Annotated in this window: 23 protein-coding genes, 1 rRNA gene and 1 other annotated feature; of the genes, 3 read left to right on the top strand and 21 right to left on the bottom strand. The window is 36.7% G+C overall.

The features are described 5' to 3' along the window. Positions 1–23: 23 nt before the first annotated feature. The 17 genes from nusG to BHU61_RS12890 form a co-directional block, all read right to left on the bottom strand. On the bottom strand, positions 24–569 hold the full coding sequence (gene nusG / locus BHU61_RS12970; protein WP_099577352.1) for a transcription termination/antitermination protein NusG: 546 nt from the start codon (positions 567–569) through the stop codon (positions 24–26). An 11-nt stretch (positions 570–580) separates the two neighbouring features. Next, positions 581–760, bottom strand: coding sequence for a preprotein translocase subunit SecE (secE, locus tag BHU61_RS12965; protein ID WP_099577350.1), 180 nt, complete (start codon positions 758–760; stop codon positions 581–583). 151 nt (positions 761–911) lie between these two features. After that, positions 912–1,538, bottom strand: a complete 627-nt coding sequence (locus BHU61_RS12960; protein WP_111717474.1) for a sigma factor — start codon at positions 1,536–1,538, stop codon at positions 912–914. A 77-nt stretch (positions 1,539–1,615) separates the two neighbouring features. Continuing rightward, positions 1,616–2,134, bottom strand: a complete 519-nt coding sequence (locus BHU61_RS12955) for an NYN domain-containing protein (protein WP_111717472.1) — start codon at positions 2,132–2,134, stop codon at positions 1,616–1,618. Continuing rightward, positions 2,131–2,883 carry a 23S rRNA (guanosine(2251)-2'-O)-methyltransferase RlmB gene (gene rlmB / locus BHU61_RS12950; protein ID WP_096077859.1) on the bottom strand — a complete coding sequence of 251 codons (753 nt, stop codon included), beginning with the start codon at positions 2,881–2,883 and terminating at the stop codon, positions 2,131–2,133. Before rlmB ends, BHU61_RS12955 begins: the two co-directional genes overlap by 4 nt. Continuing rightward, a complete protein-coding gene (locus BHU61_RS12945) occupies positions 2,883–3,281 on the bottom strand; it encodes a Mini-ribonuclease 3 (protein WP_111717470.1) in 399 nt (132 codons plus the stop codon). Before BHU61_RS12945 ends, rlmB begins: the two co-directional genes overlap by 1 nt. Further along, complete coding sequence (gene cysS / locus BHU61_RS12940) at positions 3,274–4,668, bottom strand: cysteine--tRNA ligase (protein WP_111717468.1); 1,395 nt, start codon at positions 4,666–4,668, stop codon at positions 3,274–3,276. Before cysS ends, BHU61_RS12945 begins: the two co-directional genes overlap by 8 nt. Further along, on the bottom strand, positions 4,652–5,293 hold the full coding sequence (gene cysE / locus BHU61_RS12935) for a serine O-acetyltransferase (RefSeq protein WP_111717466.1): 642 nt from the start codon (positions 5,291–5,293) through the stop codon (positions 4,652–4,654). The genes cysS and cysE overlap by 17 nt, the downstream gene beginning before the upstream one ends. 38 nt (positions 5,294–5,331) lie before the next feature. Further along, positions 5,332–5,500: a binding site (T-box leader), on the bottom strand. A gap of 42 nt (positions 5,501–5,542) precedes the next feature. Beyond that, a complete protein-coding gene (gltX, locus tag BHU61_RS12930) occupies positions 5,543–6,994 on the bottom strand; it encodes a glutamate--tRNA ligase (protein WP_111717464.1) in 1,452 nt (483 codons plus the stop codon). Positions 6,995–7,007: 13 nt separating this feature from the next. Beyond that, entirely contained in the window at positions 7,008–7,490 is a 483-nt protein-coding gene (gene ispF / locus BHU61_RS12925) for a 2-C-methyl-D-erythritol 2,4-cyclodiphosphate synthase (protein WP_111717462.1), read from the bottom strand. Further along, complete coding sequence (gene ispD / locus BHU61_RS12920) at positions 7,487–8,158, bottom strand: 2-C-methyl-D-erythritol 4-phosphate cytidylyltransferase (RefSeq protein WP_338066953.1); 672 nt, start codon at positions 8,156–8,158, stop codon at positions 7,487–7,489. Before ispD ends, ispF begins: the two co-directional genes overlap by 4 nt. Before the next feature lies 1 nt (position 8,159). Further along, positions 8,160–9,215, bottom strand: a complete 1,056-nt coding sequence (locus BHU61_RS12915; protein ID WP_111717459.1) for a PIN/TRAM domain-containing protein — start codon at positions 9,213–9,215, stop codon at positions 8,160–8,162. Between the two features lie 12 nt (positions 9,216–9,227). Further along, positions 9,228–10,589 carry a DNA repair protein RadA gene (gene radA, locus BHU61_RS12910; protein WP_096077851.1) on the bottom strand — a complete coding sequence of 454 codons (1,362 nt, stop codon included), beginning with the start codon at positions 10,587–10,589 and terminating at the stop codon, positions 9,228–9,230. A 152-nt stretch (positions 10,590–10,741) separates the two neighbouring features. Beyond that, on the bottom strand, positions 10,742–13,165 hold the full coding sequence (locus tag BHU61_RS12905; RefSeq protein ID WP_099577328.1) for an ATP-dependent Clp protease ATP-binding subunit: 2,424 nt from the start codon (positions 13,163–13,165) through the stop codon (positions 10,742–10,744). 12 nt (positions 13,166–13,177) lie between these two features. Beyond that, entirely contained in the window at positions 13,178–14,188 is a 1,011-nt protein-coding gene (locus BHU61_RS12900) for a protein arginine kinase (RefSeq protein ID WP_111717457.1), read from the bottom strand. Next, positions 14,178–14,570 (bottom strand): UvrB/UvrC motif-containing protein, encoded by a 393-nt coding sequence (locus tag BHU61_RS12895; RefSeq protein ID WP_111717455.1) that lies wholly within the window; start codon positions 14,568–14,570, stop codon positions 14,178–14,180. Before BHU61_RS12895 ends, BHU61_RS12900 begins: the two co-directional genes overlap by 11 nt. 11 nt (positions 14,571–14,581) lie before the next feature. Continuing rightward, the gene (locus BHU61_RS12890) at positions 14,582–15,043 is read right to left on the bottom strand and encodes a CtsR family transcriptional regulator (RefSeq protein WP_099577322.1); all 462 of its coding nucleotides are present in this window, start codon (positions 15,041–15,043) and stop codon (positions 14,582–14,584) included. Between the two features lie 185 nt (positions 15,044–15,228). Between BHU61_RS12890 and BHU61_RS12885 the strand changes: the two genes are divergently transcribed. Beyond that, positions 15,229–16,458, top strand: coding sequence for a NupC/NupG family nucleoside CNT transporter (locus tag BHU61_RS12885; RefSeq protein WP_111717453.1), 1,230 nt, complete (start codon positions 15,229–15,231; stop codon positions 16,456–16,458). 43 nt (positions 16,459–16,501) lie between these two features. Here the strand turns inward: BHU61_RS12885 and BHU61_RS12880 are convergent, their stop codons facing one another. From BHU61_RS12880 to pdxS, 3 genes are all read right to left on the bottom strand, one after another. Then, positions 16,502–17,167, bottom strand: a complete 666-nt coding sequence (locus BHU61_RS12880; RefSeq protein WP_111717451.1) for a nitroreductase family protein — start codon at positions 17,165–17,167, stop codon at positions 16,502–16,504. A 94-nt stretch (positions 17,168–17,261) separates the two neighbouring features. Further along, positions 17,262–17,822, bottom strand: a complete 561-nt coding sequence (gene pdxT / locus BHU61_RS12875; protein WP_111717449.1) for a pyridoxal 5'-phosphate synthase glutaminase subunit PdxT — start codon at positions 17,820–17,822, stop codon at positions 17,262–17,264. A gap of 1 nt (position 17,823) precedes the next feature. Continuing rightward, complete coding sequence (pdxS, locus tag BHU61_RS12870) at positions 17,824–18,711, bottom strand: pyridoxal 5'-phosphate synthase lyase subunit PdxS (protein WP_099482278.1); 888 nt, start codon at positions 18,709–18,711, stop codon at positions 17,824–17,826. A 107-nt stretch (positions 18,712–18,818) separates the two neighbouring features. Here pdxS and pdxR point away from each other — a divergent pair, with 107 nt between their 5' ends. Continuing rightward, complete coding sequence (pdxR, locus tag BHU61_RS12865) at positions 18,819–20,156, top strand: MocR-like pyridoxine biosynthesis transcription factor PdxR (RefSeq protein ID WP_170122565.1); 1,338 nt, start codon at positions 18,819–18,821, stop codon at positions 20,154–20,156. Between the two features lie 15 nt (positions 20,157–20,171). Beyond that, positions 20,172–21,065 carry a nuclease-related domain-containing protein gene (locus BHU61_RS12860; protein ID WP_170122564.1) on the top strand — a complete coding sequence of 298 codons (894 nt, stop codon included), beginning with the start codon at positions 20,172–20,174 and terminating at the stop codon, positions 21,063–21,065. A gap of 167 nt (positions 21,066–21,232) precedes the next feature. Here BHU61_RS12860 and rrf read toward each other — a convergent pair. Further along, positions 21,233–21,328 (bottom strand): 5S ribosomal RNA (gene rrf / locus BHU61_RS12855); the annotation flags it as partial.

The following is a 21,328-nucleotide window of genomic DNA, read 5'->3' as shown; positions in this document are numbered from 1 at the left end:
ATTTTATTTTTTTAAAATTTATATTATAATTTTTCGATTTGATCGAATTCAACTTCAACTGGTGTTTCACGGCCAAACATATCTACTAATACTGTTAATTTGTATTTCTCGATATCGATTTCTTTCACTTCACCAACCTGGTTTGTAAAAGGACCGCTCGTTACGCGCACTTGTTCACCGACTTCAATTTCAACATCGATCGTTTTTTCGTTCATACCCATTGATTTCAAAATAAACTTAGCTTCTTCTGGTAATAATGGATTTGGTTTAGAACCTGCACCGGCAGATCCTACGAAACCTGTAACACCTGGTGTATTACGTACAACATACCAAGATTCATCCGTCATCACTAGCTCTACTAAAACGTAACCAGGGAATGTTTTCTTTACAGATGTTTTTGCTTTACCGTCTTTAATCGTTGTTTCCTCTTCTTCCGGAATAACAACTCTAAAGATTTGATCTTGCATATTCATAGATTCAAGACGTTTTTCTAAGTTGTCTTTTACTTTGTTTTCATAGCCTGAATACGTATGAACTGCGTACCAATGCTTTTTGCTTTCCTCAGACATAATATGCCTCCTTAGTTAATTAATCGAATAAGCTCAGAAATGCCTAAATCGATTGCGTAAAAGAAAATAATAAAGAATAATACAGTTAATACTACGATTGTTGTATCTCTAACAACTTCCTGACCAGTTGGCCATGAAGTTTTTTTCATCTCAGAAATAACACCTTGAAAGAAATTTTCTTTATGTTCCATGCGTTTGCCTCCGTCATGTTTAAATTGATAAAAAATAGACCGAACCGTAATTCGATACTTATTTTTTAGTACTATATTGTTCACGTCTAATCATCACATTCATTCATTCTAATCCTAGTTTAATATAACGGTGAAATTGTAATTTGTCAAACTAACATGTACCTTGTATGAAGGATTTAATCTTAACTTTCAATCTTGAAATTGCATTATGAATTGTTTTCAGCGATTCATTCTCAATTGCTGCCATCGCTTTGACAGGCATCTGTTCCTTTAAATATTCCAGGACGCGATATTCAAGCGGACTCAATTGCAATGCAACAGGAGTCATACGCGACTGTAAATCAACAAGTTCACTTTCAATATCAGGGTGCAATGCGTTCACATCCTGTATGAACGCTTCAAGCGATGGTTCATCGTCATACTGCGTCGTTTCAAAGCTCACAATAGGACGATTGCGCTCTTTCTGCAACTCCCTCACATAATCCAGCAACGCATATTTCAAATGGTAAAAATAAAACCTTTCAAAATTATCGCTTTTTATTGGGTCATAGACTTTCACTGCCTGATATAACGCAATCAGACTCTCTTGATATAAAGCTTCATGGTCTCTATACGAAATTTTACGAATATGGACTTCAATACCATTACGTAGTCTTGCTACAAGACTATCAAAAGCATCGATATTACCACTCTGAATATCTTTTACAATATGTTCTACCGGCTTAAGATGATACATTGTTTGTTCTTCACAAATCATTTGTGTATAAGTTTTAAACATGCGCTTAACCTCTAGATGTATTTTTCTTTAGGTTAAATGTAATAAATGATTATCTCAAACAATAAAATTATCTTGAATTAATAATCTCCGCGCCTTAATCTTTCTAATCGCTCTTTCGTTTTCTGATCGATTTCAATACGTGTACGCGGTTTATTGTTATCCATCTTCACCATATCTTTCGCCACATTGATTTCTTCTTCACGCAAATTGTTGATAAACTCACGGGACGGGATTCTTAACGCACCACTGCCAAATATCGTATGCTGTTCTGATAAATCACTCGTTACGACCTTGATCGTTGTAATGTGCTTTTCATACATCTCGTAGACAAGCCGTTCAATAACTGCATCAGCCGTTTCCTTTTCCCGAGAATAGACAACACGGATGCCATGAAACACTTCTTCGCGCTCATGAGATTTCACATCATATGCATCGAACACTACAATCATTTCATCCGCAATACGTGCATTATAATTCGCAATTTCAAGCAATAGTTGAATACGTGCCTCTTCTAATGACTCTTGTGCGAGTTGTTTGAGTCGTGAACTTTGTCCGATGACATTATAACCATCAATGATGGTATATTTTTTTATCATGCGTCAAGTGGGTTCCTTTTACGATAAACTTCGTACATTAACAAACTCGCTGCCACTGAAGCATTCAAACTATTAACATGTCCAACCATTGGTAAGTGAATTAAGAAGTCACATTTATCTTTAACGAGCCTACTCATTCCTTCACCTTCTGAACCAATAACAATCGCAAGGTTCATATTAGCATCCATCTTACGGTAATCAACTGATTTGCTGGCATCCGTCCCCGCAACCCAGTATCCTGCTTCTTTCAGTTTATCTATTGCCTGACTAATATTTGTGACACGCATTACCGGCACATGTTCAATCGCGCCAGTTGAAGCTTTCACAACCGTTTGGTTTAAGCTTACTGAACGACGTTTCGGAATCAATATACCGTCTATTCCAATCGCATCTGCCGTTCTTAAAATAGAACCGAGATTATGTGGATCTTCTAAACCATCAAGAATCATAATCGTGCTTAACTTATCTTTATCACGCGCATTTAAGAAGTCATCCAGATCTACATATTCATATGGTGAAATCATCGCCATAATCCCTTGATGTGGTACATCCGATAAATGGTCAAGCTTTGATTTCGGTACTGTCTGAACAATAATCTTTCTTTCCTTACATAAATTTAATATGCTTGAAATTTGTGATTTATTGATGCCTTCCTGGATGAACACTTTATTGATTTCGTGATCCGACTCAATCGCGCTTTTCACAGCATGACGTCCTACTATCATTTCATCAGTTGTTTCTTTTTTCATTATTTACCCCTCATTTCACATAACGTGATGATTTTATCCAGCAGCGTCTGTAATCGTTCTGTTTCGTTATTTAAATGTAAATAACCGATAACCGCTTCAAGTGCGGTACTTTTCTTATAGGAAATAACATCTGTATTTTTCGCGCGGGTATGACTTTTGGCATTACGTCCGCGCATTAATATTTCTTTTTCCTGTTCAGTAAAATAACCTTCATCAACTAAAGTATCAAACGTTTGCGCCTGACTTTTAGCAGATACAAAAAATGTTGCCTGACGATGGAGTTCATTCGGCTTTTTATTCTTTTCTCTTACGATATAATTTCTGACATGTAAATCGAGTACTGCATCACCTAAATAAGCAAGTGTCAGTGGATTATAAAGACTCGCTTCGTTAACCACGTTTAAATCTCACACCTTGTGCCGTATCTTCCAGAATAATATTTTGTTCTTTTAATAAGTCTCGAATTTCATCTGCACGTGCAAAGTTTCTTTCTTTACGTGCTGTTTCACGTTCTGCTATTAATGCTTCGATGTCAGCATCAAGCAATTCTTTTTCTTCAACCAGTTTGACACCTAATACTTCACTAAAGATTTCGAACACTTCCAGGAAACGATCAATCACTTTTAAATCTGTTGATTCATTCTGATTGTAGATATTGGCTTGTTTCGCTAATTCATACCAAGCTGTGATTGCATTTGCTGTATTAAAATCATCATCCATCGCTGTTTCAAATTGCACTAAAATATCATCAACTACTTTGATCATCTCAGTGTGATCAACAATCCCTACAGAAATTTCTTTTCTTTCCTGCAGCGCTGCATATGCATTTTGAATACGTTCAAGCCCTGCTTTCGCGCTAGAAACAAGCTCCATATTGTAGTTGATTGGATTTCTATAATGTACGCTGATCATAAAGAAACGCAATACATTCGGATTAACTTCTTTAATGATATCGTGCACTAAAATAAAGTTGCCTAACGACTTACTCATCTTCTCGTTATCAATATTGATAAACCCGTTATGCATCCAGTAATTTGCAAATGTTGTGTCATTATGTGCTTCAGATTGCGCGATTTCATTCTCGTGGTGTGGGAATGTTAAATCAGAACCGCCTGCATGGATATCAATGGAATCACCTAAATGTTTCTTCGCCATTACTGAACACTCGATATGCCAGCCTGGTCGACCTTTACCCCACGGAGAATCCCAGCTGATTTCACCAGGCTTTGCTGATTTCCATAACGCGAAATCTAACGCATCATCCTTTAGTTCACCCGTTGCAATACGTGCACCGACTTTAAGTTCGTCAATTGACTGATGACTTAACTTCCCGTATCCATCAAATTTACGTGTTCTAAAATAAACATCTCCGCCACTTTCATAGGCGTAGTCTTTCTTGATCAATTCTTCGATAAACAAAATAATATCATCCATATGATCCATAACACGTGGGTGATGTGTCGCATGCTTACAATTAAGGGCACTCGTATCTTCAAAGTACGCTTCAATAAATCGATCAGCTACTTCTGGCACAGTCGAATTTAATTCATTGGCAGCTTTAATGAGTTTGTCGTCAACATCTGTAAAGTTCGACACGTAGTTGACTTCATAGCCACGGTATTCAAAGTAACGTCTAACGACATCGAAACTGATTGCAGGACGTGCATTACCGATATGAATGTAGTTGTATACGGTAGGACCGCACACATACATCTTCACCTTACCTTCTTCTAATGGTACGAACTTTTCTTTTTTACGACTTAACGTGTTATATAATGTAATCATCAACAATCTCTCCTTTTTTTGTAGCCTCTAAATGACGTTCTAATTCTTTTAATTTTTCATAAATCGGATCCGGTAAATTTGTATGTTCAAAGCTCTTACCGACTTTAACACCATTTTGTTTTACAATGTGTCCTGGAATACCCACTACAGTAGAAAAGTCAGGTACGCACTTCAATACGACAGAATTCGCACCAATATTCACATTGTTACCGATTTGAATATTCCCGAGTACTTTTGCGCCTGCCGCAATCAACACGTTATCTCCGATATCAGGGTGACGTTTCCCGTTCTCTTTCCCTGTACCGCCTAGTGTCACACCTTGATAAATTGTTACGTTATTACCAATCGTACACGTTTCACCGATGACAATGCCCATACCATGGTCAATGAACAATCTTTTACCGATCTTTGCACCAGGGTGAATTTCAATACCTGAGAAAAATCTTGAAATCTGACTGATCGCACGTGCGATAAAATACATTTTATGATTAAAGAACCAGTGCGCAACTAAATGCCACCATACAGCGTGTAATCCTGAATATGTCAAAAACACTTCTAAACTACTTCTTGCAGCCGGGTCCTGTTCAAACACCATATTAATGTCATCTTTAATTCTTGCGAACATACACACACCTCCCAATATAAAAAAGAAGCACCTCTAAAATAAGAGGTGCTTCTGCACGGTTCCACTCTGATTAGTAGATAAATCTACTCACTTTAAAAATATGCAATTAACACGATGAGATGCATTCAACAATTAATTTATCACATACTTGCACCAACCGTATGCTCTCTTTAGATAATTTAACTATCTACTTATTCTCATATTCTGATTATAATAGATTGCGATTATTTTTCAACTATTTTTGTTTCATTATGCGTAAACACTTAAACGCTCGATAACTTTATCTTTACCTAATAACTCCATTGTATTCGGTAATTCAGGACCATGTGTTTGGCCAGATACCATCACACGAATCGGCATGAATAAGTTCTTGCCTTTAATACCAGTTTCTTTCTGAACTGCTTTAATTGCCGCTTTAATGCTTGCCGCGTCAAAAGTATCTAACGCTTCAAGTTGAGCTGTTAAAGATTTTACTAACTCAGGTACTTGCTCACCGTTTACAACTTCTGATGCTTCTTCGTCTAATGCTAATTCATCTTTGAAGAATAACTCAGATAATTCAACGATTTCACCAGCGTAGCTCATTTGTTGTTGATATAAACTTACTAAAGATTTTGCCCATGCAAGTTCTGCTTCTGTTGGGTTGTTTGAAATAAGACCTGCTTTTTCCATGTGCGGTAACGTCATTTCAAATACTGTATCTAAATCTTTTGTCTTCATATATTGGTTGTTGATCCATGCAAGCTTTTGTTTATCAAAGAATGCTGGTGATTTGCTTAAACGTTTCTCATCGAACATTTCGATAAATTGCGCTTTCGAGAAGATTTCTTCTTCACCTTCTGGAGACCAGCCAAGTAATCCGATAAAGTTGAATAATGCTTCTGGCAAGTAACCTAAATCATGATATTGTTCAATAAATTGTATGATTGAACCATCACGCTTAGATAATTTCTTACGGTCTTCATTTACGATTAACGTCATGTGGCCAAACGTCGGGATATCATATCCTAACGCTTCGTACACCATCATTTGTTTCGGTGTATTTGAAATATGGTCATCACCACGGATAACGTGAGTAATTTCCATAAAGTGATCATCGATTGCTACCGCGAAGTTATACGTTGGAATACCATCTTTTTTCACGATAACCCAGTCACCGATTCCGTTAGAATCAAATGATACTTCACCTTTAACCATATCATTAAATGTATAAGTTTTATCTTTCGGTACACGAATACGAATAGCAGGTTCGCGACCTTCAGCAATTAAAGCAGCTTCTTCTTCTTTTGTTAAGTGTGCATGTTTACCACCATATCTCGGCATTTCTCCACGCGCAAGCTGTGCTTCACGTTCTGTTTCTAACTCTTCAGAAGTCATATAACAGCGATATGCTTTATCTTCAGCTAATAATTTTTCAATGATCGGATTGTAAATATCCGCACGTTCAGATTGACGATATGGACCATATCCACCATCTTTATCAATCGATTCATCCCAGTCCATACCTAACCATTGTAAGAACTTTAACTGACTCGCTTCTCCGCCTTCAACATTACGTGCAGTATCTGTATCTTCAATACGGATGATAAAATCTCCGCCGTTATGTCTTGCAAATAAATAGTTAAATAATGCAGTACGTGCATTACCGATGTGTAAGAAACCAGTCGGACTTGGTGCATATCTTACTCTTACTTTACTCATTATATTCACTCCATTAATTAGTTTTCTTTAATAATAATACCACAGCTTGAGCTTGTATTCCCTCTTGTCGGCCTAAATAGCCCATCTTCTCATTCGTCGTCGCTTTGACATTCACATTGAAAATGTCCGTATTTAAGACGTTCGCAATAGATTCACGCATCGCGTCAATATGCGGTCTGAATTTCGGCTTTTCCGCAATGATTGTTGCATCTAAATTCCTGATTTCATAACCTAAATCAAGGACGTGCTGGTACGCAGCTTTCAATAAAATCTTAGAATCCGCCCCCTTATATTTAGGATCATCATCCGGGAAGAACTTTCCGATGTCACCAAGAGACACCGCACCTAAAATCGCATCCGTAATCGCATGTAATAATACGTCAGCATCACTATGACCCAGTAAGCCTTTATCATGAACAAGCTCTATCCCGCCGATGATTAATGGTCTACCTTCGACTAATTGGTGTACATCATATCCATATCCAATTCTCATCATAACCCTCTTTTCTTCAGTATTGCTTCCGCGAAGAACATGTCTTCCGGCGTTGTAATCTTGATATTGTCGTAATCACTTTCTACGATATGAACTTTAGAAATACGTTCAACAAGTGATGCATCGTCTGTACCTAAAAAGCGATCTGCATCTGCTTTATTATATGCATCAAGTAGTAACTGATAGCTAAATGCCTGTGGTGTTTGTATTTGCCATAATTCATCTCGTTTTAATGTTTCTGTAACTTGATTGTTTTCTACACGTTTAATGGTATCTTTTACTTTCACAGCTGCGATAACACTGTGATTTTGTTGCACCGATTCATATAGTTTGTCTAAAGTGTGCTGCGTAACAAATGGTCTTGCTGCATCATGCACAAATACATATCCACATGGCGCAATCGCTTTTAATACGTTATAAATACTGTATTGGCGTTCACTACCACCTTCAGTGATAATGTCTATTTTACTGTAATTTGTGAGCATTGATTGTAACGTGCTTATTTCATCACGTTGTGCAGCTAGATGAATCGCCCGACAATTATCATCATTTTGAAATACTTGAACGGTATGTTCAAGTATTGATTTATGATTGATTGTCAGTAATATTTTATTTTGATTCGCCTGCATGCGTTTACCCATGCCTGCTGCCGGAATGATTACGTCATACATATTAGTCATTCACTTTCTTTGTAAATATAATTCTGCCTGAAGCAGTCTGAAGTACTGATTGTACTTCCACGTTCACTTGTTTATTAATTAAATGTTTACCATTCTCTACAACGACCATTGTGCCATCTTCTAAATATCCGACACCTTGGTTCTCTTCTTTCCCAGCTTTCGTCACATTCAGCATAAACTGATCACCTTGTGCGACAACTGGTTTAATTGCTTCAGATAGATCATTCACATTCAATACTTTAATGCCTTGCACCTGACATACTTTGTTTAAGTTAAAGTCTGTTGTAATAACGCTCGATTTCGATTCTTTTGCCATTGCGACTAATAATTGGTCGACTTCTTTAATGTTTTTATTACCAGGGACAATCTTTATCGGGTGACCTGTGTTCTGAAGCTGACTTAAAATGTCCAGTCCACGTTGTCCTTTATCGCGCTTCATACCGTCTGTTGAATCTGCGATAAGCTGTAATTCATCTAATACGCCTTGAGGAACAATAATTGTACCATCTAAGAATCCACATTCTACGATTGATAAAATACGGCCATCAATGATTGCCGACGTATCCAATAATTTCGTATTATCCAGCACACGGCGTTTGTTTGAACTGCTCTGGAATCGTTCTGGTAAGAAACTTTGAATTTCATCACGTTTCTTTAGTCCAACCTGAAACCCTAAATAACCTAATACAACCGCCAGAATAACCGGCACTGTATTTTTGAGTAATGTAAAGCCCATAAAGTTAAAGATTAAACTGATCATCGAAGCAATCATCAATCCTAAAATCATACCGAGCGTTGCAAAGATAAGTTCCATAAAATTAATGTTTAATAAAGATTTTTCACCTTTAATAATGAGGTTAACTACGCGATCAATCAACCAATAAAATAAAATAAAAAAGACAATAATCCCAATCGCACCATCAACATATGCATTCTTCAGAATTTCAGGAACATTCAAATTAAATAAACGAATCAATTCAGGTATCGCAAAAATCCCTAAGCTTGCACCTACTACAATAAATATTAACGTTACTAATTTCTTTAACATATTTTCACCTCCTTAAAATGCAAGCTTTAATGCTTCGCTTATGTTTGTTACACCAATCACTTCAATATTCCCTGGGAAATCCCAGCCACCGATATTGTTCTTTGGAATAATGACACGTTTGAATCCAAGTTTTTCTGCTTCCTGCACACGTTGTTCAATACGCGCAACACGTCTTACTTCTCCAGTCAAACCTACTTCTCCGATAAAGCAGTCATCGCCACGGGTTGGTTTATCATTATAACTTGACGCAATGCTGATAATAATACTTAAATCAACAGCGGGTTCATCTAATTTCACACCACCTGCTACTTTGACATAGGCATCCTGTTGCTGTAACAGATAACCTTGTTTCTTCTCCAGTACTGCCATTAACAGTGTTAAACGATTGTGATCAATACCCGTCGCCATACGTCTAGGGTTATGAAATGATGTAGGTGATACCAATGATTGAACTTCAACAAGGAGTGGACGTGTGCCTTCCATTGTCGCAACAATCGTAGACCCAGCTACATTCTTCGTACGTTCTTCTAAGAACATTTCGCTCGGGTTTAATACTTCTGTAAGGCCAGTATTGCGCATTTCAAAAATGCCCATTTCATTTGTAGAACCGAAACGGTTTTTCACGGCGCGTAAAATACGGTAACTGTGATGTGTATCGCCCTCAAAATAAAGTACAGTATCCACCATATGTTCAAGTAAACGTGGTCCTGCGATTTGCCCTTCTTTTGTAACGTGACCGACGATAAACGTCGCAATATTCATCTGCTTTGCAATACGCATTAACTCCTGCGTACATTCACGCACTTGAGATACTGAACCTGGTGCGCTCGTTACTTCCGGATGAAAAATCGTTTGAATCGAGTCAATCACTAAAAACTTCGGCTGCATCTTCTTCACGGTTTCATGGATGATTTGAAGATTTGTCTCCGCATACACATCTAACTCTCCAGCATCTTCCTTTAAGCGATCTGCACGGAGTTTTGTTTGTCTTACCGATTCCTCACCAGATATATAAAGTACAGGATGACGTTGTGACAACATCGCACACACTTGCAGTAACAATGTTGACTTTCCGATACCAGGATCGCCACCAATGAGCACGAGTGAGCCAGGGACAATACCGCCACCTAATACACGGTCAAGTTCTCCCATTTGCGTATGGTCTCTTGGCACACTTTCTTTCGTTATATTTTTTAATTTTTCTACTTTAGAATTTGAATCTTGCTGATGTATTGCTGTTTTTGGTCCTTTTTGTTTATGTTCGATGACTTCTTCCATCTGATTCCAGGCGCCACAATTCGGACATTTACCCATCCATTTTGGGGACTGGTAACCACAGGCCATACATTCAAAAGTTGATTTCACTTTAGCCAATATATTCCCCCCCATTATAATATGTATTTATTTTAAATCTTTTTGCATGTTTAGACAATGTTAACCCCTAATATGATGCAATAATATTTAAAAAATAAAAATACTGCTGAAATAACAGTGTTTCTACTATTATTTCAGCAGTATGAGTTTCATTATTGCTTTTCTTTTGTAATTACAAATTCGCCATCTTTATAATCAATTGTCACATTGTGGCCAGCTAATTCTTCACCTTTTAATAACTCTTCAGATAACTTATCTTCGATGTTCTTTTGGATAGAACGTGTTAACGGACGTGCACCATATTCTGGATCGTATCCATCATCAGCTACTTTTTCTTTCGCAGCGTCTGTTAATGTAATATAAATATCTTGTTCTTTTAAGCGTTTCGTTAAGCCATTGACCATGAACGTAACGATTTCTTTTAATTGTTCTTTCTCCAACTTATGGAACACGATAATATCATCAATACGATTTAAGAACTCAGGACGGAACTGTTTCTTTAACTCATCCATCATCGTTTTGCGGATAGTTTCATAATCCTGTGCCGCATCACTACCACCAAATCCTACGAATTTATTATCTTTTAATTCCTGAGCCCCAACGTTACTTGTCATAATGATTACAGTATTTCTAAAGTCTACTGTACGTCCTTTAGAATCCGTTAATCGACCATCATCTAACACTTGTAATAACATGTTAAATACGTCTGGGTGAGCTTTTTCAATTTCATCGAATAAAATAACTGAATACGGTTTACGACGCACTTTCTCAGTTAATTGGCCACCTTCTTCAAAACCAACATATCCTGGAGGTGAACCTACTAAACGAGACACGCTATGTTTCTCCATAAATTCACTCATATCTACACGAATCATTGCATCTTCTTCACCAAACATCGCTTCTGCTAAAGCTCTTGCAAGCTCAGTTTTACCAACACCAGTTGGTCCTAAGAAGATAAAGCTTCCGATTGGACGTTTCGGGTCTTTTAGTCCAGCACGAGCACGACGTACAGCTTTAGAAATTGATACAACCGCATCATGTTGTCCTACTACACGATCATGTAAAATTTCTTCTAAGTTCAATAATTTTTGTGATTCGGTTTCTGCAATTTTATTTAATGGAATACCCGTCCAGTTCGCAACAACAATTGCAATATCATCAGGCGTTACTGATGTGTTGTTAGAACCTTGCGTTTTTTGCCATTCTTTTTTCGTTTCATCTAATTGCTTTTCAAGTTGTGACTGTTTGTCACGTAACGCTGCTGCTTGTTCGAATTCCTGAGAATGCACTGCAGCATCTTTTTCATTTTTTACTTTTTCAAGTTCAGCTTCAAGTTCTTTTAAACTTGGTGGCGTTGTATAGTTACGTAAACGCACTTTTGAACTTGCTTCATCAATTAAGTCAATCGCTTTATCTGGTAAGAAACGATCAGAGATGTAACGATCACTCATTTTTACGGCTGCAACTAATGCTTCATCAGAAATTTGAATACGGTGATGCGCTTCGTAACGGTCACGTAAACCACGTAAAATTTCAATTGCATCTTCTACATTTGGTTCATCTACCTGAACAGGTTGGAAACGACGTTCTAACGCTGCATCTTTTTCGATGTATTTACGGTATTCTTCTAAAGTTGTTGCACCGATACATTGAATTTCTCCACGTGCTAATGCAGGTTTCAGAATGTTTGATGCATCAATTGCACCTTCAGCACCACCAGCACCAATTAATGTGTGTAATTCATCAATGAATAAAATGATGTTGCCAGCTGCATGAATTTCATCCATTACCTTTTTAAGACGTTCTTCAAATTCACCACGGTATTTCGTACCAGCTACAACTGTACCCATATCTAAACTCATAACACGTTTACCTTTTAACGTTTCAGGCACTTCATTGTTTACAATTGCTTGTGCTAATCCTTCAACGATGGCAGTTTTACCAACACCTGGTTCACCGATCAATACCGGATTGTTCTTCGTACGACGGCTTAATACTTCAATGATACGCGTTACTTCATCAGCACGACCAATAACAGGGTCTAATGTACCATCTTTAGCGATAACCGTTAAATCACGCGCTAATCCATCCAATGTTGGTGTGCCTTGTGCTTTCGCTTCACCATGACCTTTAGCATCCATTTCCGGACTACCTAATAATTTAACGACTTGAGAACGTGCTTTCGTAATATTTAAATCAAGATTTGCAAGCACGCGTGCTGCAACACCTTCGTTCTCACGAATTAATCCCAATAGAATATGCTCAGTACCAACAAAGTTATGGTTAAGTTTACGTGCTTCGTCTAACGATAATTCAATTACTTTTTTAGCACGTGGTGTGTATTGAATCGTTCCACCCATATCTGTGCCATGACCAATTAATTGTTCTACTTCCTGTACAACTTTTTCTTCTGTAATGTTATATGCTGCTAACACTTTCGCAGCAATACCATCAGGTTCTTTCACAAGGCCTAATAATAAGTGTTCTGTGCCAATATTATTATGATTTAAACGAATCGCTTCTTCTTGTGCATGTGCTAACACGCGCTGCGCTCTTTCAGTTAATCTACCAAACATATTTTATCCTCCTTACAAATGCTCTCGTAGCATTTGTGCTCTTTTTTCATCTATTTGTTTATTTTCTGGATACAATTTATCAATAAATGGTGCCTGTATAGCAACCATCAGTTCATTAAACCTAAATGGTGTATCTTTTATGATGCCCATATCAATACCCAGTTTAATCTCACTTAATCTAAGACTCGCTTCTTCTACAGAAATTTTATGACTATACTTGAGTATCCCTAAGCTTCTGTAGATTCTATCTACTGTATCGACATGGTCATAATTATTCATACGCTTACGCATATTGATTTCTTCTTCAATAATTTGTTCAACAACCTGCGTTAGATCATCGATGATACTTTCTTCTGATTTACCGAGCGTCAACTGATTTGACACTTGATACACATGTCCTAAAGCTTGTGTACCTTCCCCATAAATACCACGAATCGTAAATCCAAACCGATTAATCGTTTGTGCGATTCGCGACATACGTTTCATTATAGAAAGCCCCGGCAGATGTAGCATAACACTTGCGCGTAAACCTGTTCCAATATTTGTTGGACATGTTGTGAGATAACCGTAGTGCTCATCATAAGAAATCATAAGTTTTTCATCAAGTTTTTTGTCTATAGTGCGTGCTCTTTCATATAAATGGTGCAGTGATAAATCATGTCCTAAAACTTGTATACGAATATGATCTTCTTCGTTAACCATGATACTTTCTGATTCATCTTCATTGATTAATACTGCACCGTGTTTCGTATCCATCAATTCTTTGCTGATCAAATGTTTAACAACCAGCATTTGGCGCTCTTTCATCGGTGTTTCAGCCATCTTTATTAGTTCGTAATCCTCCGTTAATACATTCGATACTTCTTCAATTACTTTATCAGCAGTATCTTCAGCAAACATCATCGGATGAACGAAATTTTCCAGATTACGTGCGAGTCTGATACGTGAACTTAAGATAACGGCAGGTTCATCAGCTGTCTGCATCCAGTCACTTAATATATTCTGAAGATGTTTATTCAGCATGTGTATCTCCACCTTCCTTAAGTGCACGAATTTCATCACGCACATCAACCGCTTCTTCAAACGCTTGTTTTTCTACTAATGTTTGTAATTTCTCTTCCAGTGCTTCTATCTTTTTCTTCAGTGCAATCTTTTCTTGTGATTTATGTGGTGTTACACCAATATGCTGTAAATTACCGGCTTGCACACGTTCAATAACTTGCGGTACATAATCACTAAAAGTGTTATAACATTCATGACAACCAAATTTGCCGATGTGTAATGCTTCTCTTAAAGTCAGTCCACAATTTGGACACTTGTTAGGTGTATGGGCTGCTTGAAACTCACCACTATTTAACAAGTGTTTGAGTAACTGATTCATTGAAAATTCTTCTTCGTATGGCATACAATCTCTCCTTAGTTATAATGAATGATATTCAGCACATTTTGTAAAATGTTAGCGCGTATATAATCACGATAAGGTACATCTACCATTAAAACATCACGATGAATCGTACCAAGTATAATCTTTTTCTCGCGCTCATTAATCAATTCATTTTGGTGTAAACCTTCTATAATACGTTCTGCATTTTGTTGTGAAATCTGTTTACCCGTTAATTCCATTAAATGCTCAATAAATGCCGCCTTATTATTTGATTCAATCTTTGTGATACGAATATATCCTCCGCCACCACGTTTACTTTCAATCTGATAGCCGTGTTCATTCGTAAAGCGCGTTTTAATGACATAGTTCAACTGTGATGGAACGCAATCAAACTTTTCAGCAATATGTGCACGTTTAATTACGACAACATCATCCTGCGCTTCTTCGAGTAACTGTTTTAAATATTGTTCAATTATATCTGACATATTGTGCATGACATCACCCACCTTTGACCTTCTTTGACTTAATTATATTTAATCCTACTTTGTTAATCAAATAATTTGTTTGACCTTTTTTGATGAACAAATTTTCATAATAAGTTGAAAAATTGTTTAGCGCTTTCATTCGTTGTGTAGTATGATATCTATAGTATAAAAAATATGACTAAAGGAGAGATTTCATGAATTATATTATCGGTATCGTCGGTCTTGTTGTCTTCTTGTTACTTGCGTGGGTTATGAGTTCAGATAAAAAGAGTGTGCGTTGGCAATATATCGGTATCATGATGGCCATTCAGTTTCTACTTGCTTTTCTTTTACTTAAAACTTCAGGTGGAATCAAATTAGTAGAAGCATTAGCTACTGGTTTTGGTTATTTACTAGGCTATGCAGAACAAGGTGTCAACTTCGTATTTGGTGGTCTGGAAAATCCAGCTGTCGGTAAAGTACCTGCTGCTTCAACTTTCTTTATGGATGTATTATTACCGATCACATTTATTTCAGCTTTAATCGGAATCTTACAATACTTAAAAATCTTACCATTCATTATTAAATATTTAGGGTGGTTGATTTCTAAAGTAAACGGTATGGGGAAATTAGAATCATTTAATGCAGTAGCTGCAGCAATTTTAGGTCAATCAGAAGTATTCATTTCTATTAAGAAACAATTACCTTTTATTCCAAAGCACCGTTTATATACGTTGACTGCTTCAGCAATGAGTACGGTATCACTATCTATCGTCGGGGCATATTTTACGATGATTGAACCTAAATATGTCGTAACAGCTATTATCTTAAACTTATTTGGCGGTTTTATCATTGCTTCAATCATTAACCCTTACGTTGTTTCAGCAGAAGAAGAAAATGCTGTAATTATGGGGACAAATACGGATGAAAAGAAACAATCATTCTTTGAAATGTTAGGAGAATATATTTTAGATGGATTTAAGGTTGCGGTAATTGTTGCTGCAATGTTAATCGGATATATCGCTTTAATCGCGATGCTTAATGGTATCGTTGATGCATTTACACCTGGTGACGTCAACTTCCAGACTATTCTAGGTTATGTGTTTGCACCACTTGCATTCTTAACAGGTATTGCTTGGGATGATGCAGTGCGAGCAGGATCGATTATGGCGACGAAACTTGTATCGAATGAGTTTGTTGCTATGTTAGACGTTCAGTCAATCGTTAAAGGTAATACCGGCGAATTATCAGAACGTGCAATTGGTATCGTATCAGTATTCTTAGTATCATTTGCGAACTTCTCTTCTATCGGTATTATTGCAGGAGCAATCAAATCATTGAACAATGAACAAGGTGATGTCGTTGCTCGTTTCGGTTTAAAATTATTATATGGTGCAACACTTGTATCATTCATCTCAGCAACAATCGCTGGATTCTTCTTATAATAGTTAAAGCTCAATCTGAAATTTTCAGATTGAGCTTTTTTTGTTAGAATCCTTTTTTCTTACCAATAACACCTGTTTCAGAAATATTATATGACATTATTTCTGAAACATCATGTCTGCTCGATGGATAATGTTCTTTTATACCTTTACCTATTGCAATACACATTACTGGCGCATAACGTTCACTATCAATATTTAAGGCATCCAGTACTTCCAGACGCTCAAATCCTCCGATAGGATTCGTGTCATAACCATAATCTTTCGCAATCAGCATAAACTGCATCGCTGCCATTGCAGCATCCATCATCCCTTGCGCATACATTAATTCTTTAGGCGCTTTATCAATTAACTGCTGCATGATTTGTGTATTTTCAGTTTTTACAATTTGATTCATATAACCTTTTGAAACATTCTTCTGCATTATTCTATCCAGGTCGTTCACATGATTGTTATCTGAAAGTACAAGGACAAACGCAGCACTTGTATCAAGTTGACGTGTATTAAATTGCACATGATCTCGAATCGCTTCTTTCGCTTCATCCGCCTCAATAATGACAAAACGCCACGGCTGCAAGTTGATAGATGATGGTGCTTTAGTAGCAAGTGCAATCATCTCTTCCATCGTTTCTTGTGGAATTTTTACTTCGGGATCGAATTCTTTAATAGAATGACGTGATTCAATTGCTTCTTTTAATGTTAACCCTTTCATTGATAAATACTCCTTTATCACTTATTTTGTACTGATAGATTATAGCACGCATTAAATAATTTCTAAAAGAAAAAACTCCAGTGTGCACTGGAGTTTATGATTGAACCATTTCTTCTATAAAATATTTCATAATCTTAAAGTCTTCAGTAAGTTCCGGATGGAATGATATACCGAGATATTTTCCTTGTTTAACTGCTACCATCTTATCTTCTACTGAACTTAATACTTCCACTTCCGGTCCAACTGATACAATATGTGGCGCACGGATAAAGACTGCATTGACTTGTTCTTCAATGCCCTTAACGTCTAGATCGGCTTCAAAGCTATCGACTTGTCGTCCAAATGAATTACGTTCAACAGTGATGTCCATCTTCTTTAGATGACCTTCATCATATCCGACGATATCATTTGCAAGTAAGATTAAACCAGCACATGTACCATACATCGGTAATTCACTTTGGCGTAACGTTTCAGTAAAGCCATAGAGATCCATCAGACGACGCATCGTTGTCGACTCTCCCCCGGGCAATACTAATCCATCGATATCCTCTAGTTGTTCTACACGCTTTACAGGCACCCCTGTGTGACCTGCCAGTTCAATATGATGAATATGCTCTCTTACAGCACCTTGCAGTGCTAATACACCAATCTTCATCTTACCAGCCACGTTCCTGCATTCTTTCTTCTAAAGAAAGTTTATTAATATCTAAACCTTTCATCGCTGCACCTAACTCTTTAGAAAGTTCACCGATTAATTTATAGTCTTGATAATGCGTAGTCGCTTGAACGATTGCTTTCGCAAATTTTTCAGGTGATTCTGATTTGAAGATACCAGAACCTACGAATACACCGTCAGCTCCTAATTCCATCATTAAAGCTGCATCCGCTGGTGTAGCAACACCACCTGCAGCAAAGTTTACAACTGGTAACTTACCTAAAGCTTTAATTTCTTTTAATACTTCATAAGGTGCACCTAAAAGTTTTGCTTCTGTCATAATTTCATCATCATTCATAACAGATAATTTACGCACTTGTGCATTTACTTTACGTAAGTGACGCACAGCTTCAACGATATTTCCTGTACCAGGCTCACCTTTCGTACGTAACATCGCTGCACCTTCACCAATACGACGGGCTGCTTCTCCTAAATCACGGCATCCGCAAACGAAAGGTACTGTAAATTCATCTTTCTTTAAGTGGAACTCTTCATCAGCTGGTGTTAATACTTCTGATTCATCGATATAGTCAACACCCATAGCTTCTAATACACGTGCTTCAGTAATATGACCGATACGGCCTTTTGCCATAACAGGAATAGATACTGCATTCATTACTTCTTCAACGATACGTGGGTCAGCCATACGTGCTACGCCACCTGCTGCACGAATGTCACTTGGTACACGCTCTAATGCCATTACAGCTACTGCTCCAGCAGCTTCAGCAATTTTAGCTTGTTCAGCGTTAACAACATCCATAATAACGCCACCTTTTTGCATTTCTGCCATACCACGTTTAACTTTATCTGATCCTACAATTTTACTCATCTTTACACCTCTAAATAGTCTGAATTTTTGTTTACATAGACTAATGTAACGTAATGTTTGGTATTATAAAAGTACCAGTTTTGAATATATTTAAGGGGTCAGTTTATATGGAGATGCTCACATATCGCTTTGAGGAGAAGGAATTTTTATATACACAGCTTTATCAATTTATAAAGGAAGATATATTAGGAGGTAAACTACAGTTTAATGAGAAGTTACCTTCTAAAAGAAAACTAAGCAGTCATTTAAACTTAAGTTTAACAACAGTAGAAATTGCATATCAACAGCTTTTAGATGAAGGCTATATATATTCGAAACCTAAAGTCGGATTTTTTGTTGAAGATATTCAGACGATTCATACGATACCCCGAGAGACGGTGGAACTGAAGGAGAATATAGATTCTAGTAAAAAGATTTCATTTAAAATTGAAGACAGTCACATTAAATCATTTCCATTCCAGAAGTTTCGAAAATATGCGCGTGATGCATTTGAAGAAGAACAAATTGAATTACTTGAACGAGGGGATGTACAAGGAGAGTTATCGTTAAGAAACGAAATTCGAAGATATTTATATCATTCTCGCGGGGTCAATTGTAATAATGAACAAATTATCGTTGGCAGCTCTACTGAACAACTGTTTACTTTATTGACTAGAATTCTAGGAGCGCGAAAGTATTACATTGAAAATCCAGGATATCCTTTGATCAAGAAAGTCTTAAAATATGAGGAACGTGATTATATTAATGTAAATGTTGATGAAGATGGTATTATCGCAAGTACTTTAGGAAATAGTGCTAGCGTCGTTCATGTCACGCCCAGTCACCAATTTCCAACAGGCATTGTGCTCAGCGCGAAGCGCCGCATCGAGTTATTAAAATGGGCAGATAATGGTGAGAGATTTATTATTGAGGATGATTACGATAGTGAATTCAGATATAAAGGAAGACCTTTGAAAGCTTTACAAGGCATGAGTGCAAATGACAAAGTTATTTATATGAGCACGTTTTCAAAGTCGATTTTTCCTAGTATTCGTGTGGCTTATATGGTGTTACCGAAGTTGTTATTGGAGAAATATTTTACCCTAGAAAATAAACCTAACAATACTGTTCCTAAACATATACAGTTTATGATTACATCTTTTTTAAGAGATGGTGAGTTTGAGCGCAATATTAATCGTATGCGTAAAATATATAAGAAGAAATTAGAACTTACATTGGATTTGATTGATGAACATTTTAATAATTTCGAAATATATGGAAGTGATGCTGGTATGCACTTTGTATTTGAAACGAAAGAGAAATTAAATACACGTGATATTGAAATAAATACCATTCAAGATTATTATGAAGGGCAGAATACACGTTATAGCAATCAATATATTATTGGATTTGGAAGTTTTGAGGATGATAAAATAGAAACAATTATTAAGCGGTTATTGCAATAATTTATGGAGGCTCAAATGCTACTCAAACGGCATCATCGAAACTTTTACTATCAATATTTATGTAAAATAAATGGACGAGTTATTCTGGAAGACCTGGATTATCAAAACTTAAGAAATTATTTAAAGGGATTTGAAGGAGAATATGCTTTTTTTGAGCATATAAAAGGTTTTGAGCAATTAGTACGCATATGGGATTTAACGCTAGATATGTTTGGCACAGCTCAATATGATTTTTTATTTATAGCAAATGATACGGTTATACATATTGATATTAAAAATTATTCAGGATTATATCGTTTTGATAATGGGAACTTTATTAGTGAACAAGGTTATGTACATCAAGGGCTGCTCAGTCAACTAGATCGAGCGCACCGTAAGTTAGAACAATTTATAAAGATGAATCATTTTCAGTACAAAGTTAATAGCCGAATTTTATTTGTGAATCCTGAATTTAAGTTAAAAGGTTACAATGGAAATGAGCATATTGTACTTTTTAGTCAAATGACTGAAGTAATAACATATTTGAAAACACTTGTTTCTCATAATGAAGATATGAAATTGGGGCTCTTATTAGTTGAACATCATGTAGATAAAGATTACAACCGAGTTCACTTTTATGATTACGATTATATAGAAAAAGGGATTAAATGCATTAGCTGTGGTGCTATTGGGATGTTTGAAGAAAAGTCTCAACGAACAATGCAATGTATTTGTGGTTTTGAGATAGGTAAAAAAGATTATATCGTTGAAGCTATAGAAGATATTAGTTTATTTAAAAATGGCAGTTTTACGAGAAAAGAGCTTGAGAAATATACTGGTGTGAATGCTACGACATTGAAGAGATATTTACATCAATATTGTGAGAAAATTGGGAGCACTAAAGGAGCGAAATATATAAAGAAAAATTAGTATGTGCGACTGAGTAGTCGAATTATGGCACAATTCGACCACTCGATATACTTTTTTGTAAAATTTATATGCCGAGTGGGCGAAATAGTTATTATTTCGCCCACTCATATAAACATATGATTAAATATATAAACAAAAAAGAGACCCCGAAGGATCTCCTATGCATTGCCCGGCAACGTCCTACTCTCGCGGATCGTAAGACCAACTACCATCGGCGCTAGAGAGCTTAACTTCTGTGTTCGGTATGGGAACAGGTGTGACCT

The organism is Macrococcus epidermidis, from assembly GCF_003259695.1.
Classification (GTDB): domain Bacteria; phylum Bacillota; class Bacilli; order Staphylococcales; family Staphylococcaceae; genus Macrococcoides; species Macrococcoides epidermidis.
Note: the sequence above shows the minus strand (reverse complement) of the source record. Positions and strands in the feature narration are given on the sequence as shown.